The organism is Pseudomonas sp. GW823-FHT06E10 (assembly GCF_058794995.1).
In genome coordinates this window covers 103,076-119,584 of sequence record NZ_JBXAHJ010000009.1, presented here as the reverse complement: position 1 = coordinate 119,584, position 16,509 = coordinate 103,076, and the positions used below count along the sequence as shown (strand labels likewise).

The following is a 16,509-nucleotide window of genomic DNA, read 5'->3' as shown; positions in this document are numbered from 1 at the left end:
CGTGGTCAATCAGGAAGATTTGCGTCTGCAAGGCGCGGATAACTTTCGCAGCTTGAAAGGCATTCCCTCCCATTGTGGTCGCCGCATTGGCGGCGATATTCTTTTGCGCGCAGACCAGTTGCATGGGCTGACTGCTGAAGACTGGCAGACACTTCAGCGCCTGGGGTTGCAGACCGTCTGCGATTTACGCAGCGCGGGTGAGCGTGAACGTTACCCGAACCGCTTGCCCGATAGCGCAATCCGGGAGTTGCACCTGGAGGTCATAGGCGATGTCCGGGCGGATCCACGCCTTGCCCTCATGCTGGCGAATAATCCGGTGGCGGAGGGTGCACGGGGCATGATGCTGGAAGTTTATCGGCGGCTACCGGGAATGTTGGCGCCCCGGTTGCCGGCACTGTTCGAGTTGTTTTCTGCAGGCAAGGGCGCGGTGCTGATTCACTGCACGGCGGGCAAGGACCGCACCGGCGTGGCGGTCATGCTGCTGTTGCACGCCCTCGGCGTCGCGCCGGAACACATCATGACTGACTATTTGCGTTCGGCGCGGCGTTTCAGTCAGTTGAGTGCAGAGCGTCAGCAGGCGATGAGTCATGCGGTGACCCGTATGGTTGGCCAGCCGGTCAGCGAAGCGGCGTTCGATGCGGTAGTGGATGCCCGGCCTGAATATCTGAATGCCGCTTATGCGGTGATCGAGGCCGAGTATGGCGGGCTGGATCGCTATCTGCAGCGTTTCAGTGGCTTGAGCACCGCACGCTTGCAGACGTTGCGAGATACCTTGCTGGTCGCCTAGGTCGCAGCCCGGGCCAACACCCGGGCGGGTTTCCATTGTGCCAATCCAATCCCCAGCAAAATCAACCCGCCACCCACCGCGTGGTACAGGTGCAATGTTTCCCCTAACAGCACAATCGCCAACACCGCGGTAAACAAAGGCACCAGGTTCATCAGCACGGCGGTTTTTTCTGCGCCGAGGGTTTGCAGGCCGCGCATCCATAATCCGGGTGCCAGCGCTGAGGCGAACAGGCCAGCGAATAACACCAGTGGGATGTTCTTTGCCGTCAGGGCTATCGACGGTGCCAGCACGAAAGGCGGCACCAGCAGCAGGGTGCCGCAGATAATTTGCACGTACAGGCTTTCCCAGGTCGGCAGGGGAATCTGCCAGCGCTTCACCAACACGCAATACAGCGCGTACGACAGCGACGCCGCCAACATCATCAACTCACCTTGCCCAACCCCGTGCTGCCAGAGTGAAGACAAGTCGCCTGCTGCCAGCAACCAGGCCAGTCCGGCAAATGAAACTAGGGCGCCGACCAGTAATGTCGTGGTCGGCCGGGTATTGAGCACCGGGAAGGCCAGCAGCACGGTGAGCAGCGGCATGGTCGCCAGAATCAGGCCCATGGAGGTGGCGCTGACGGTGTGTGCCGCGAAATACGCCAGCGACTGGTACAGCGACATGCCGAGCAATCCCAGCAGCCACAGCTTGGCCAAATAAGGGCGAATCTGACGGCGCAAGCGCCATACCCTGGGCAACAACACCGGTGACAACACCAGCAACGCCGTCAGCCAGCGATAGAAGGAAATGGCTGCGGGGTCGATCACCCCGACCGACAGACGGTTGACCACCGTACTGGCGGCCCAGATCAGCGTGGCAAGGACGGGTAGCAGCAGATTCATCAGGGTGCGCCAACGTTGAGGGTGCGCCGGGCGCACCGGGACCAAGGCCGCTGTCGCGGCTATCTGTGAATGCCGGACTGCGTGTACGCGTTATTCGCTGGCAGCGTTACGAGCGGCAATGGCAGCGGCAAAGTCGCGCTTGAGCGTCGGGAAGTAAGCAATCTGGCCGCCCATGCCACCGGCTATGTCGATCGAGGCAGCGCTGATGAAGCTGGCATATTCGCTGGCCAGGAACAGCGCCATGCCGGCAACGTCTTCAGGCTTGCCGTAGCGTCCGAGCGGCACGACTTTCATCACCATGGCGTCGAACTCCTCGCGACTCACGCCCGGCCCCATCTCTTTGTAATGACGGTCCCATTGGCCGGTATCGATCCAGCCCATGTTCAGGCTGTTGACCAGGATATTGTCCTTGGGCAGGGACATGCCCAGCGAGCGGGAGAGGGCGATGCACGACGCGCGGTTGATCACCGAAGGAATGCCGTCTGGCGTCGGAATTGCGCCGGCCAGGGCGTTGATTTCGATGATTCGCCCCCAACGCTGTTCACGCATGAACGGCACCACGGCCTGGACGAAACGAAAATGTCCCATCTGCAGGATGTTGGCATGTTCGAGAATGGCCTCCGGCGTCAGGGTATCGAGATTACCGCCGCGTCCTTGACCCGCATTGTTGACCAGCACATCGACACCGCCCCAGGCGTGTGCAACTTCGGCGACGAAAGCCTTGACTCCCTCACTGTCGGTCACGTCAACCGCTCGGGCAATGACCGCCTGAGCGTGTTCCGCGAGCTGCGCACCGACCTCGCGGACGGCTGCCTCACTGCGGGCACAAATCGCTACCCGTGCCCCTTCAGCCGCGAAAGCCCGGGCGATGGCCAGGCCGATGCCCCGGGATGCACCCGTGATAATCACGCGCTTTGCACTCAAATCAATGTTCATGCTGGCTCCTGTTGTTTTTTTTCTGCCGGTTCATTTGCGGGTTTTCCTGCCGAACGCCCCGTATTCAGGGGGTGTGCCCGGGCTATTGAAAGCCCAAAGAGGTCAATCGTCAAAGATTATTTGAACGTTTATGTGTTTTGTGTGCAGTATTGTCCTTGACGACGCCGTTGGCTGAAACAGGTAGGCAAGGAATCGAGGTTGAAATTCTGAATAGAGAACTGAAATCTTTATGTGGAATTTTACATTGCGATCCGTTACGGTGGCTTTCAGCTGAAGAGGAACGTGGTCCTGGATGCGTGCCAGGCCTCTCGAGCGGACTGTCCAGGCGGGACATGCATCGATCCTGTGGGGTTTCGCAGATCGCTGGAATGACTGTTTGAACGCACTTAACGTCAGAAAATAAAAATAAAAGGTAGTGTGTATGAAAGAGAAGACCAAACAGGGTCGGCGAGTGCTGACTCAAGGTGCTCTGACACTGTTGATGGTTGGCAGTGCACAGGGTTTGATGGCGGCCTCGTTCGACATGTCGAACCCAGACTACCGCGTGCGTTGGGACAATACGGTCCGTTACAACCTGGGGATGCGGACCGACAGTCAAGACAGCCACATCATGAATACGCCGAACTACGACGAGTCGGACGGCAAGTTCGATAGAAACGAGATCGTGACAAATCGTCTCGATCTGTTTAGTGAGTTCGATTTTTCCTATCTCAACGATTGGGGTGCTCGTCTCAGTGCTGCCGGCTGGTATGACCAGGCCTACGATGACGACAAAGTCCATAGCAACATTCCAGGGTTCGCGACCAGCTACCACAACAACAAGTACAGCGGTGAAGTGGACCGCTACATGAACGGTCCTTCGGGCGAAATTCTCGATGCGTTCCTCTGGAAAAACTTCAACGTCGGCGAAATACCGGTCAACGTGAAAGCCGGTCGCCACACCAACTACTGGGGTGAGGGCCTGCTCATCGGCGCGCATGCCGTGTCTTATTCCCAGGCGCCAAGTGATGGCGTGAAAGCCTCGACCAGTCCTGGTATTGAAACCAAGGAAGTGTTCCTGCCAGTCGGGCAAATATCAGCCAAGGCGCAACTCACCGACCATCTCTCTGTTGCCGCTCAGTATTTCTACGAATGGGAACCCACTCGCATCCCTTACGGGGGCACGTACTTTGGTGGTGCCGACCCATTGTTCGAAGGCCCGGACCAGCTACCGTTGGCCGCCAACGGCTCGACCCTGCAACGTCAGGATTCGAAATTCGGGCGTGATGGCAAGAACTGGGGCGTGATGGGCAAGCTCAACGTCGAAGAGATCGAATCGACCTTCGGCGCCTACTACCGTCAGTTCGACGATTACCAGCCTTGGCTGGCCCCGGAAATCAAAGCAGCAGCGGGTTCCTATCGGGTGATTTACCCACGTGGCGTGAAGCTCGCGGGACTCAGCTTCGCCCGGGTCTTCAACACTGTGGCGGTCGGTACCGAATTGTCCTATCGGATGAACGGCGCATTGAATGCCACCGGCGTCAGTGCCCTGGACGATGAAGGTCCTCGCGGTGACACCATCCACTTTATTGCCAACGCTGTTTACGGCGTGCCGCGTAACTTTATTTCGAACAACGGCACGCTGGTTGGTGAATTCGCCTACAGCCATCTGGATCGGGTGACCGAGCACGAAGAGTTGTACAAAGGGGTTGGCGAGAATGCTTGTACCGATGCCAGAAACCCTCGCAGCCCCGGCTCTGGCGATGAGTCCGATGGTTGCTCGTCGAAGAACTACTACGCAGTTGCCGTCAACTACACGCCACAGTACATTCAGGTCCTGCCTTCCTGGGACCTGGATGTCCCAATGACTGTCAACTACGGCCTGCATGGCAACGCCCCGACTGCCGGTGGCGGTAACGAAGGCGCGCTGTCCTACTCAGTCGGCCTGAAGGCCACTTATGCCCAACTCTATGAGTTCGGCTTGCGTTACGCAGACACCAAGGCCCAACCCAAGCATCTGGCCAACGGCACTGTAGCCGGTAACGGTCCGGTCGGTGGTACCGACCGCGGCTGGCTGGCATTTACCTTCAAGACCTCCTTCTGATAAATCCAACAAGAATCGGAGAATGTGTTCATGAAACGACAACTTGCCTTATCCATTGCCCTGATGAGCATGGCGACCTACACCCTGGCGGCAGGCGGTGACGCTTCCGAACTGGGCAAAAGCCTCACCCCGTTCGGGGCGATCAAGGCGGGTAACGCCGAGGGCACCATCCCTGCCTATGACGGTGGCCTGACCAAGGCGCCGGCCGGCTTCGTACCCGACAGCGGATTCTGGGTCGATCCGTTCAAGGATGAAAAGCCACTGTTTCGCATCGATGCCAAAAACGTCGACCAGTACGCGGACAAGCTCAGTGAAGGGCAAAAGACCCTGATCAAGAAGTACCCGACGTATTACATCGACATTTATCCAAGCCACCGTACGACCGCCTATCCCCAGGCCGTGCTCGATTCCACCGTGCGCAACGCTACCAGTTGCACGATTCAGAAGGACGGTCTGGCGGTCGATCCATCCTGCCGTGGCGGCTTGCCGTTCCCGATTCCAAAGAACGGCAACGAAGTGATGTGGAACCAGCAGGTGCGCTACAAGATCGGCACCGGCTACTCGACGACCTCGTCTTCGAACAGTTGGGTTGTCGATGCCAATGGTTCGATCACCAAGACCGCCGAACAGGCGACCTTCGAAGAAACGCCGTACTACCAGGTCACCCAGGCGGACCGTGATCCGCTGATGTATGCCAGGGTGTTCTCGCGCAATGACTATCCGGCGCGGCGCTCCGGTGAAGTCGTGGTGCTGAACGACTTCCTCGATCCACTGGCCAAGGCACGTCGCTCCTTCAGCTACTCCCCAGGTCAGCGTCGGGTCAAGCTGGCTCCAGAGTTTGCCTTTGATACACCCGTGGCCAGTCAGGGCGGAGTGACCCTGTTCGACGAACTGCAAATGTTCTCCGGCAGCCAGGACCGGTTCGACTACAAACTGGTCGGCAAAAAGGAGATGTACATCCCGTACAACGCCTACAAGTTCTACTTCGGTACCAAGCAGGAAGATCAGTTCATGCCGCACCACGCCAACCCGGCCAACGAGCGTTGGGAGCTGCATCGGGTGTGGGTCGTGGAGGCAACGTTGAAGCCGGGCATGCGCCATGTCTACAACAAACGCACCTATTACCTGGATGAAGACACCTTTGGCGTTGGCCTGTATGACGCCTGGGACAAGAGCGGCGCGTTGTATCGCTCGATCTTCCTCAGTGGCGTGCAGCTTTACGACAAGAACATTCCCTACAACGTGAAAAACGTCGTTTATGACTTCAACAAAGGCATGTACGCGTTGCTCAACGATGGGCTCAAAGGTGGTTACAAGTTCTATGACAAACCGCTCAGCGAGCGCGACATGAACCCTGAAGCCATCGTAGCCCGGGTCACTCAACGCTGATATGAGTCGCCTGTCCTGCCCGTCGGTTTGCGCATCAAGCCTGACGGGCAGAGCAGGAGAGTTTTGCCATGCGGGATGGTCAAGGAATAAAAATAATGATTAGCCTTTGCCCTGCTTCTCTTCTTCTCGCCAGGTCGCGCCTGCTGCTGGCTGTCGCGTTGATCGTTGGCACGAGTTCGTTGTTGACCGTGCCTGCCTATAGCGCGGCCACGACGTCCACCGACTCGCTGGACGTGCCGGCGCAACGGGTGGACGAGCGTTTGCCCGCACCCTTGTTGTCGGTCGCCAGGGCTGGCGATGCGATGATCAGTGTCGGCCTCCACGGATTGATCCAGCGTTCCACCGACGCGGGACGAACCTGGCAGCAGGTCGACAGTCCGGTGTCAAGCGATCTGGTGCAAGTACGGTTTCGCGACGAGCGTAATGGCTGGATTGTCGGCCACGATGCCCTGGTGCTGCACACCACTGATGGCGGCCACAGCTGGCAAGTACAACTCGACGGGCGCCGCCTGTTGACGTTGCTCAATGCTTACTACGGTCCGCGGGCCGAAAAAGGCGACGAGTCCGCAGCCGCGGTGGTCAAGGAAGTTGCAATGTCCGCCGGTACCTCGGCGACCCCAGGCGTACTGGCTGCACCTTTTCTGGATGTGATGTTCGATGAACAAGGCAACGGCTTTGCCGTGGGTGCCTTTGGGCTGTTGTTGCACAGCACTGACAACGGCCAGAACTGGGAGCCGTGGATCGAGCGCAGTGACAATGAGCGGCGCATGCACCTGTATGGCCTGGCTCAGAACGCGGACACTTTCTATATCAGCGGCGAACAGGGGCTGTTGATGCGCCTGGATCGTCAGCAACAACGTTTCGTGAAAATCGACACGCCCTATACCGGCACCTACTTCGGCGTCCGCGCCTACGATCATTTGCTGCTGGCTTACGGGCTGCGCGGCAACCTGTTTGCCAGCCGCGATGACGGACAGCAATGGCAGGCCGTGGAAACCAACCTCAATAGCAGCCTGGTTAGCATTGTCGAGCAGGGCAACGCCTTGATCGTCGTGAGCCAGGGCGGGCAACTGATCAGCGTTGATCGACAGAGTTTGCAAGTCACGCCCCTGGCGGATGCGCGAATGGGCGAGGTGTATGCAGCCAGTGCCACCAGTCAGGCTGGGAGCCTGGTTGTCACGCGCTTTAGCGGCGCCAAGGTCATCGATATCGCCCAGGCCAACTGACGCCCTCGGCACGATTCCCCTACGAGAAAGAAAAAATGGTCGAGCAAAAATTCAACAGCGGGATGCCAGTGATTGCCAACCTGGAGGACTTTGACAAGAGCTCCGGAGGCTGGTTTGAACGGGTGATTTTCCGGCATCGCATGTTGGTCGTCATTGCCTGCTTGCTCGCCACCGTGGTGTTGGGCTTCTTTGCTACACGGCTGCAAGTGAATGCCAGCTTCGAGAAAATGATCCCCAGCTCCAGCCCCTATATCAAGAATTACCTGGCCTATAAAGACCAGCTTCCGGGGTTGGGTAACAGCATTCGCGTGGTGGTCGAAAACAAGACCGGTGATATCTACGACGCCGACTACTTGCTGGCGCTGCAGAAGGTCAACGACACCCTGTACCTCATCCCGGGTATCGACCGTTCCTGGATGAAGTCGCTGTGGATGCCCATCGTCCGCTGGAAAGAAGTGACGGAGGAGGGCATCGATGGCGGTGCGGTGATGCCTTCCGATTACGACGGCAGCGACAAGTCGATCAAGGCCCTGCGCCGCAACATCATGCGCGCCGGCATTGTCGGCAACCTGGTGGCCAACGACAGCCAGTCGAGCATGATTGTCGCGCCGTTGCTCGATACCAATCCGCAGACCGGTAAACCACTGGACTACGGGGATTTCTCCAAGCAACTGGAAGCACAGATTCGCTCACTGGAAAGCGACAAGGTCGGCATCCATATCGTCGGCTTCAGCAAGCTGGTCGGCGACCTGATCGACGGCCTGTATTCGGTGATGCTGTTCTTTGGCGCCTCCGTGGTGATTGCCGGGCTGTTCGTCTATTTCTACACCCGTTGCCTGCGCAGCACTTTGTTGCTGGTAAGCGTGGCAGTGGCGGGCGTGGTGTGGCTGCTGGGCTTGATGCAAATCCTCGGCTACGAACTGGACCCGTATTCGATTCTGGTGCCGTTCCTGATTTTTGCCATCGGCATTTCCCATGGCACGCAGAAGATGAACGGCATCCTTCAGGACATTGGCCGTGGCACCCATAAATACATTGCCGCGCGCTATACCTTCCGCCGTTTGTTCCTCACGGGTCTTACCGCACTTCTGACCAATATCGTTGGTTTTGCCGTGCTGGTGATCATCGATATCCCGGTGATCCGCGACCTGGCCCTGACCACCAGCATCGGCGTCGCCGTGCTGATTTTCACCAAGTTGCTGCTGATTCCGGTGGCGCTGTCCTATCTGGGCGTCAGTGAAAAAGCTGCGCGTATCGCCATCGCCAAAGACCAGGCCGGCGCAGAAAACAAAGGTTTTCTGGGGCGTCTGTGGAGCGGCCTCGACCGGTTCACCGAACGGCCGATGGCCACCGCGGTGATCGCCGTGTCGCTGCTGGTGACCCTGGCGGGTAGCGTAGTGATGATGCATCTCAAGGTCGGTGACCTGGACCCCGGTGCGCCGGAGTTGCGAGCGGATTCGCGCTATAACCGCGATAACGCCTACATCACCAGTCATTACGGGCTTTCCAGTGACCAGTTCGTGGTCATCATGAAGACCAATGAAGACAGCTGCCGCCTGTACCAGTCGCTGCAAAGCATGGACAAGCTGGCCTGGCGCCTGCGTCAGACACCAGGTGTACAAACCACCCAGTCGCTGGCAGAAACCGTACGGATGATCAGCTCCGGCATGGCCGAAGGCAGCCCGAAATGGCTGAGTATCAGCCGTGACCAGGCGATCACCAACTCGGCGGTGGATGCGGCGATGATTTCCGCCCCGGGGATCACCAACCAGCAGTGCTCGGTGACCCCGATGATTGCCTATCTGGCTGACCACAAGGCCGACACCCTGAGCCGGGTCTTGCAGGTCTCCGAAGAATTCGCCAAGGAAAACAACAGTGTCGTCGGCGCTGAACAGCCGGTGGAGTTCCTCTTGGCTGCGGGTAATGCCGGCATCGAGGCCGCCACCAACATCGAGGTGGAGAAGGGCATCATCACCATGTACCTGGCGGTGTATGGTGCCACGGCATTGCTCTGCCTGCTGACCTTCCGCAGCTGGCGCGCAACCCTGGTGGCGCTGATTCCGTTGCTGATGACCACGATCATCTGCAAGGCGTTGATGGTCTGGTTGGGAATCGGCCTCAAGGTGGCCACCTTGCCGGTCATCGCCGTGGGTGTTGGTGTGGGTGTGGACTACGCGCTGTATCTGCTCAGTGTGCAACTGGCGGTGCAGGAGCGTGGTGGCAGCCTGGCGGTGGCTTATCGCCGCTCGCTGGACTTCACCGGCCGTGTGGTCGCACTGGTGGGCCTGACCATGGCGGCCGGGGTGATTACCTGGGCCTGGTCGCCGATCAAGTTCCAGGCCGACATGGGCATCCTGCTGACCTTCATGTTCCTCTGGAACATGCTCGGTGCACTGGTGTTGATCCCGGCCCTGTCGCATTACCTGCTAAATCCCAAGGGCAACTCCAAGGCCGGAGTGACCTTGGACCTCGAAGACGCCCGCGCGCAGCAGGAACCGCGTAAGCCCGCAGCCGGCGCACCGACCCACTCATTGACTGAGCTCGCCTTACCCCGGCGTGCCCTCTGACTAATAGCCGGGCACAGGCCCAGGCTGGCAATTGCAAGGAGAGAAGTATGTTCGAGTTACTGATGAGTGCCGACATGATGGTTCCGGACCCGGACGGCATGACGGAAATGTTGGTCGACAAGCTCGGGATCTACAAGCACGAACGCTGGCGCCAGGCGTTCGACAATCACCCGTACATCGCGCATTTTCTGCGGGTACACAAATCCCTGGCGGTGTCGCCAACGCGCATCGAACCGCAGTGGCACCTGGATCGGCCGAACCCCGGCGACCCGTTGTTCCATGACTTTCTGGAAAGCCTGAAAGATTTCCAGGGTCATCATCGGCCGATGATCACTCACTCCATCGTGCTGGCCCTGCACGGGGACAAGTTCGACGCACTGGTGGACAAACTGATGCGCCGGCGCTTGCCGTTCCGCATGGCACAGCGCACCCCGGAAATGCCGTTCGACCGTCTGTGGCTGGGTGCTACTCCCGAGCAGCCGTACTACCAGCCATCCGTGGACGGTGGCCTGTGCATTGAAATCATGCCGACCGAGCCATTGCAGATGCCGCCGGAAACCTACCAGTTGCCACCGGTGCAACCACGCGATCTCAAACCCGGCGACATGGTACGCGTGACGGCCCGTGGCTTCCTGGTCCGTGACCTTGATGAAACCTTGCGCAAGGTATCGACCAACCTCGACTGGGAACCGAGCGGTCCGGTGGAGAACATCCGCAGCGAAGGCTACCGCCGTGCGCGCATGGGGTTCACCGTGCCCAACAGTGCCACCCTCGATGTACTCGAGGCGACCTATTGGAACACCGACGCCGGTCACTACGTCAATAACTGGGGTCCGGGTCCGTATTACATCCGTATTGGTGTCAATGACCTGGCTGCCAAGGCGGAAGATCTGCGTGCGCGCGGCACCCGGTTCCAGTGGATCGAGTCCTCGGAGGCCGTGGGTGGTCGTCCATTGATCAAGATCGATCCACAAGAACTCAATGGTCAGGTCTTCGAGTTCGAGGAGTGCCCTGCATGAGTACAGCGCAAAACCAGCAGCCTCCCGTGCTGATCAACGATGCGGTGCGCCTGGAGCGCGATGCCATGGTGGGCTGGGTGGTACTGACCCGTCCCCGGCAGATCAACGCCATCAACGACGAGATCCGCCAAGGCGTGCCGCAGGCACTGGCGTTGTTGCAGCAGGACCCGGACATTCGCGTGATCGTGATTCGCGGGGAAGGCGACCGGGGCTTTTGTGCGGGCGCCGATATCAAGGAACGCCGCGGCCCCGAGTCCAGCTTGCAAGTTCGCCAGCGCATGGAAAACGTACGCTGGATCGAAACCCTCGACGGCATCACCAAGCCGGTGATCGCCGCCATTCATGGCTACTGCATGGGTGGCGGGCTGGAATTGGTGCTGGCGTGCGACATCCGTTTCGCCGCTCCCGATGCCGTGTTCGCCTTGCCGGAAACCGGTCTGGGGCTGATCCCCGGTGGCGGCGGCACACAACGACTCTCCCGAGTGGTGGCACCGGGTCAGGCACTGGACATGTTGCTCACCGGTGACCGTGTGGGCGCCGAGCAGGCGCAGCGCATTGGTCTGGTCAGTCGACTGGCCAGTGACAGTGCCAACCTTGTGCAAGAAGTGCGGGCTTTTGCCCAGCGCATCGCCAGTAAGCCACCCACCGCGTCCGCCTTTGTCAAACAGGCTGCGCGGGCGGCACTGGAAATGGATCTCAAGCGTGGCTTGGACCTGGAGCTTGATCTGTTCGCCTTGTTGGCCCCGACCAAGGACGCTCGCGAAGCGGCCCAGGCTTTCAGCGAACGGCGCGAACCGCGTTTTACCGGCGAATAAAACGCCACTCCCTAAAACAAAAAGGATAAGGGCATGAGTACAGGAAAACTGGCAGGACGAGTGGCCATTATTACCGGCTCCGGTGGCGGCCTGGGCGCCGAATGCGCACGGGTACTGGCATCGCATGGCGCGAGTATTGCCGTGGTCGATATCAATTTCGAAGGGGCGACAGCCGTTGCCCAATCCTTGGTCGCCGAGGGCCATCAGGCCTTGGCGATTGCCACCGATGTGTCCTCGGAAGACGACGTGCGGGCAATGGTTGCCCAGGTGAAAGAGCGTTTTGGCCGTATCGACATCTTGCACAACAACGCGGCGATCCTGAATGCCGAGCAACGCCAGCTGGACCGCGATTTCGTCAACCTCGACATGCAGGCCTGGGACCGCGCCATCGCCGTCAACCTGCGTGGCGCCGTGCTGTGCACCAAGCATGTGATTCCGGTGATGCTGGAGAACGGCAAGGGCTCGATCATCTTCGCCACCTCGGGTCTGGGCATGCAGGGCGATATGTCCCTGACCGGCTACGCCACTTCCAAGGCGGGGCTGATGATGCTGCCACGCATGGTGGCCTCGCAGTACGGCAAGCAAGGCATTCGCGGCAACGCCGTGCAGATCGGACTGGCGCCTTCGGAACACGCCATGCCTGAACCCTTGCTCGACATTCTGCGCGACAACCATTGCACCGCCGAGCTGGGCACGCCTCGGCAGATCGCCGATGTGGTGGCGTTCCTGGCCAGTGACGAATCCTCCTTCGTCACGGGTACTACCCTGGTCGCCGACGGTGGTTTCAGCAGCCACACGCCATCCCTGGTTGCGATGCGCGCGTTGTTCGCGCAGATGGGTCGCACCGGCATGTAACGTTTGCCTCGGTGCGCCGTCCGGTGCGCTGGGGCTGTACTTCGCCACCACAGCCGCCGCGCGCCGCCGTGGTTGAATTACGTCATGGAAGCAAGTGATGAATCAGAACCACAAAGCGGGAAATACCGACTTCGATGTGATCGTCGTCGGCGGTGGCACCAATGGCCTTTCGGCTGGCTGTTACCTGGGCATGGAAGGCAAGAAAGTGCTGGTGCTCGAAGCGTTGGACAAGGTCGGCGGCATGGCGTCATCGGGCTATCTGATACCCGAAGCGCCGCAGCACCTGGTCCACCCCTGTGCCCTGGACATGATGTCGATGCGTGTGCATTCCCATGTGCCGGCGGAACTCGGGCTGGAGCGCCACGGTTTCAAATCGGTGGAGCTCGCGCCGGGGTATGTGTATTTGCATCCGGATGGGCAGTCGCTGATTTTCTGGCGTGACCGTGAGAAAACCGCTGCCGAGATTCGTCGCTTCAGCAGCAAGGACGCCGAGGCGTTTCTTGAGTTCATGAAGGTCATCGACATGTTCCTCGACATTGCGCTGCCGATGATGCGCGTCGACCCGGCGAAGACCAACCTGGGTGTGAAGCTGAAGATGCTCGGCACCGCGATCAAACACAAAGCCTTAAAGCCCGAACTGATGGCGCTGATGACCGGGTCCGCGCTGCAGGCCGCGCGTGAGCGCTTCGAGCATCCAGTGACCATTTCCGCGATGTGTGCACTGACCGGTCTGGCGGGTGATATCAGCGCCGATGGCGGTGGCATTTATTACGCCTTGCTCGGTTTCCTCCATCGTTTTGGTGTGGGTCGTGTCCTGGGGGGCATGCAGCAGTTGAGCAACGCCATGCAGGCGCGTCTGGAAGAGCTGGGTGGTCAGGTGCTGGTGTCGGCCAGCGTCAGTGAAATCGTGGCCAAGGATGGCCGGATAAAAGGGGTGAAACTGGCTGATGGTCGCCAGTTCATGGCCCGTGCGGTGATTGCCGGCTGTCACCCCAAGCCTGCGCTGGATATGGTCACCCGTGGTGAAATTCCCCAACACTTGCTCACCCGCATCGCCATGGCACCAGCCAACGGCAAGGGATCGGGACCACTGAAGGTGGATCTTGCCTTGCGCGGGCAGATTTCCGTGCCACGTTTTGCTGCCATTCGCGGCGACGGTGTGGATCTGCGTAAAACCGTGATGTTGATCGGTACCGAAGAGGCGGTGCTGGAAAACTTCGCCGCTTGCGCCCGAGGCGAGGTACCGAAGTTGCCCTACATCACCGTGGCCGCACCGAGCGCCGCCGACCCTTCACAAGCGCCGGCCGGTCAGGACGTGTTGTACATCTACCCTCCGGTGATGCCGGTTAACCCTAACGAAGGCTGGGACGCTTTGCGTGAGCGAGTGGCCGACCAGGTACAGGAACAGCTGTACGACTATATAGAAGGGATCGAAGGGCAGGTGCTAGGCCGACACATCGAGGCCGCACCGGACTTTACCGCGCGCTTGAACACGGTCAATGGCTGCGTGGTGCATATCGACACCACCTCCATGCGCTCAAGCACCATGCGCCCTGCGTACGGTTTGGGCGGCGATACCTTGCCAGTGGCGGGGTTGTATCTGGGCAGTGCCGGCATACATCCCGGTGGTGGGGTCAACGGCATGGCAGGGCGGTTGGCGGCCAAACGGGTGAGCAAGTACCTGCAGAAAAACAGGTAGCGCCAGTACGAGCGTTGAGCTTGTGTGGCGAGTGAACTTGCTCCCTTGCCACGGGTTCAGTGCATCAAGAAAGACGCTGCCAGCGGTTAAACGCTGCCGGCGTTTTTTTCTGCACCCAACGAAATACTCGCCAGGACAAAATCTGCCGAGTACTGGCGCCAGGTGGCCATGCCTTCTGCCGAGTCGGTATCCAGGCCGGCCAGTGCGGACATGGAGTAGCGGTTGGTGAACCAGCCTGTGGTCACCAGCGATGCGCTGGCCAGCAACAGGCGCGGGTTGATGTCCGCACGAAAATCACCACTGGCGGCCCCACGGACCAGGATCGCGTCGAGCTTGGCGATCAGCTTCGGTGCCATTTCAAGAAAATGGTTACGCGGTGTTTCGTGGGTGTCGTGGTAGCGGATGCCTTCCAGCGCCAGGCTGCCGAGGAAGGGGTCAAACCGGTATTGGTCGAAGAAGTGATTGAGCACGGTGCGCATCGCCTGAGGCGGTGGCAGCTCTTCAACCTTGAGGTTGACCAGCTCCGACATGATGTTGTCCGAGGATTCATCCAGTACCGCGACAAACAGCCCTTCCTTGGAGTTGTAGTAGTGGTAGACCAGTTGCTTGGTGACCCCGGCATCCCGGGCTATTTCTTCCACGCGCGCACCGGCCAGGCCTTTCTTGGCGAACTCCACGCGCGCAGCAGCGAGCAGGCGATTCATCGTATTGCGTTTGCCCTGTTCGCCACCTTCTCCTGCCTTCACCGCCACCTCGTACTCCTCCTGTTGAATGGGGTCACACCTTGAAGCATATACCCGGGCGCCATCGTTTGACCCAGAGTCAAACGAAGCGCAGTACCGGTGCAGACACAACCGCATACCATGGATTGGCAGCCGGGCAATCTTGGTGTGCAAGAGCAATAAAAACAAGACAGGAGAACCTGATGAGCAACGAAAGCGCAGCACTGGACCTGGCCACCGCGTATTCCGCCGTATCGGAAATGTATCGCGGTACTGACCTGGATATTCATGCGGTGTGCCGCGAGCAACGGTTGAAGTCACCCATCTATGAAGGCGATTTCATTACTCAATTCGGGGTGCCAACCAATGCCGGTACCCAGCAGGGCACTCGCCCGACCTTCGCCTTGTTCAAATACCAGGACGTGATGACTGTTCTGCGCGATGGTGCGACCTACACCAGCGGCTTTATTGCCGAAGGTCTGGGCGCGTTTTTCGATGGCTTGATCATTCTGGCCATGGACGGTGACGAACACCGCAAGGTGCGCGCCTTGCTGCAACCGGCATTCATGCCCGAGACCGTGAACAAGTGGCGCCCGCAGATCGACCAGGTGATCCGCGAGGAGTACATCCAGCCAATGTTGCCGGCAAAGAAAGCCGACCTGATGAAGTTCGGCCTCGAGCTGCCGATTCGCATCATGTACGCCTTGATGGGCTTCCCCTCGGATGAACCGTCCAAGTACAAACAATATGCGGCCTGGGCCTTGGCCATTGTCGGCGGCAACCAGATCGACCCGAGCAAGATGGTCGAAGCGCGGCGTCAGGCCGGCATCGCCGTCAAGGGTCTTTACGACGCACTGGCCGAGGTCGTGGTGCAACGTCGCGCCGAGGGCAGCCAGGGCGATGACGTGGTCGGTCGTTTGCTGCGCGCGGAATACGAAGGGCGCACGCTGGATGACCATGAAGTGATCACCTTCACTCGCTCGTTGTTGCCGGCGGCCGGGGAAACTACCACGCGCATGTTCGGCTCGGTAATGACCTTGTTGCTCACCACGCCCGGCTTGCTCGAACGCGTCAAGGCCGACCGCTCGCTGATTGGCAAGCTGATGGACGAAACCACCCGTTTTGAACCGGTCGCCACTTTCAAAGTGCGCGAAACCGCCAAGGAAGTGGAATTTCATGGTGTGAAGATCCCCAAAGGTTCATTCGTCCAGTGCATGGTGGTGTCCGCCAACCGCGACGAAGACGCTTTTGAAAACCCGGATGTCTTCGACATCGACCGCAAGCCAAAACCCTCTTTTGGTTTTGGCTTCGGTCCGCACATGTGCATCGGTCAGTTCGTTGCCAAGGTCGAAATCAGCTGCGCGGTCAACGCGATCCTCGATCTGTTCCCCAACTTGCGCCTCGACCCGACCCAGCCCGTCCCGCAGATCGGCGGCGCGCAGTTGCGCGGCGTGTCGACACTCCCGGTGATCTGGGACTGACCCACGATTCCAATCCGTTTCCAGGCCTTGATAAAAACAACAGAGGGCA

13 protein-coding genes are annotated in these 16,509 nt (G+C 59.5%); 10 read left to right on the top strand and 3 right to left on the bottom strand.

What is annotated here, in order from left to right; translation table 11 throughout:
* Window position 1: 1 nt before the first annotated feature.
* Window positions 2-787: a tyrosine-protein phosphatase gene (locus AC1Q6Y_RS16455; protein ID WP_057715118.1), complete on the top strand. Its 786-nt coding sequence runs from the start codon at window positions 2-4 to the stop codon at window positions 785-787.
* Here AC1Q6Y_RS16455 and AC1Q6Y_RS16450 read toward each other — a convergent pair.
* Together AC1Q6Y_RS16450 and AC1Q6Y_RS16445 are read right to left on the bottom strand one after the other, a co-directional pair.
* The gene (locus AC1Q6Y_RS16450) at window positions 784-1,668 is read right to left on the bottom strand and encodes a DMT family transporter (RefSeq protein ID WP_057715117.1); all 885 of its coding nucleotides are present in this window, start codon (window positions 1,666-1,668) and stop codon (window positions 784-786) included. The genes AC1Q6Y_RS16455 and AC1Q6Y_RS16450 overlap by 4 nt on opposite strands.
* A gap of 90 nt (window positions 1,669-1,758) precedes the next feature.
* Window positions 1,759-2,604 (bottom strand): SDR family oxidoreductase, encoded by an 846-nt coding sequence (locus AC1Q6Y_RS16445; protein WP_057715116.1) that lies wholly within the window; start codon window positions 2,602-2,604, stop codon window positions 1,759-1,761.
* A gap of 421 nt (window positions 2,605-3,025) precedes the next feature.
* Between AC1Q6Y_RS16445 and AC1Q6Y_RS16440 the strand changes: the two genes are divergently transcribed.
* From AC1Q6Y_RS16440 to AC1Q6Y_RS16405, 8 genes are all read left to right on the top strand, one after another.
* The gene (locus AC1Q6Y_RS16440) at window positions 3,026-4,687 is read left to right on the top strand and encodes a DUF1302 domain-containing protein (RefSeq protein WP_020798236.1); all 1,662 of its coding nucleotides are present in this window, start codon (window positions 3,026-3,028) and stop codon (window positions 4,685-4,687) included.
* A 30-nt stretch (window positions 4,688-4,717) separates the two neighbouring features.
* A complete protein-coding gene (locus AC1Q6Y_RS16435) occupies window positions 4,718-6,076 on the top strand; it encodes a DUF1329 domain-containing protein (RefSeq protein ID WP_057715115.1) in 1,359 nt (452 codons plus the stop codon).
* Between the two features lie 95 nt (window positions 6,077-6,171).
* Window positions 6,172-7,302, top strand: a complete 1,131-nt coding sequence (locus tag AC1Q6Y_RS16430) for a WD40/YVTN/BNR-like repeat-containing protein (protein ID WP_057715114.1) — start codon at window positions 6,172-6,174, stop codon at window positions 7,300-7,302.
* Window positions 7,303-7,337: 35 nt separating this feature from the next.
* Window positions 7,338-9,869, top strand: a complete 2,532-nt coding sequence (locus AC1Q6Y_RS16425) for an efflux RND transporter permease subunit (RefSeq protein ID WP_057715113.1) — start codon at window positions 7,338-7,340, stop codon at window positions 9,867-9,869.
* A 47-nt stretch (window positions 9,870-9,916) separates the two neighbouring features.
* Window positions 9,917-10,888 (top strand): VOC family protein, encoded by a 972-nt coding sequence (locus tag AC1Q6Y_RS16420; protein ID WP_057715112.1) that lies wholly within the window; start codon window positions 9,917-9,919, stop codon window positions 10,886-10,888.
* Window positions 10,885-11,703 (top strand): enoyl-CoA hydratase/isomerase family protein, encoded by an 819-nt coding sequence (locus tag AC1Q6Y_RS16415; protein ID WP_057715111.1) that lies wholly within the window; start codon window positions 10,885-10,887, stop codon window positions 11,701-11,703. Before AC1Q6Y_RS16420 ends, AC1Q6Y_RS16415 begins: the two co-directional genes overlap by 4 nt.
* A 33-nt stretch (window positions 11,704-11,736) precedes the next feature.
* A complete protein-coding gene (locus AC1Q6Y_RS16410) occupies window positions 11,737-12,558 on the top strand; it encodes an SDR family NAD(P)-dependent oxidoreductase (protein ID WP_057715110.1) in 822 nt (273 codons plus the stop codon).
* A 97-nt stretch (window positions 12,559-12,655) separates the two neighbouring features.
* Entirely contained in the window at window positions 12,656-14,257 is a 1,602-nt protein-coding gene (locus tag AC1Q6Y_RS16405; protein WP_057715109.1) for a phytoene desaturase family protein, read from the top strand.
* A gap of 86 nt (window positions 14,258-14,343) precedes the next feature.
* Here AC1Q6Y_RS16405 and AC1Q6Y_RS16400 read toward each other — a convergent pair whose 3' ends face one another.
* Window positions 14,344-15,009: a TetR/AcrR family transcriptional regulator gene (locus tag AC1Q6Y_RS16400; RefSeq protein WP_057715108.1), complete on the bottom strand. Its 666-nt coding sequence runs from the start codon at window positions 15,007-15,009 to the stop codon at window positions 14,344-14,346.
* Between the two features lie 173 nt (window positions 15,010-15,182).
* On the opposite strand from AC1Q6Y_RS16400, the gene AC1Q6Y_RS16395 reads away from it, so the two are divergent.
* Window positions 15,183-16,460 (top strand): cytochrome P450, encoded by a 1,278-nt coding sequence (locus AC1Q6Y_RS16395; protein ID WP_198530242.1) that lies wholly within the window; start codon window positions 15,183-15,185, stop codon window positions 16,458-16,460.
* Window positions 16,461-16,509 lie beyond the last annotated feature (49 nt).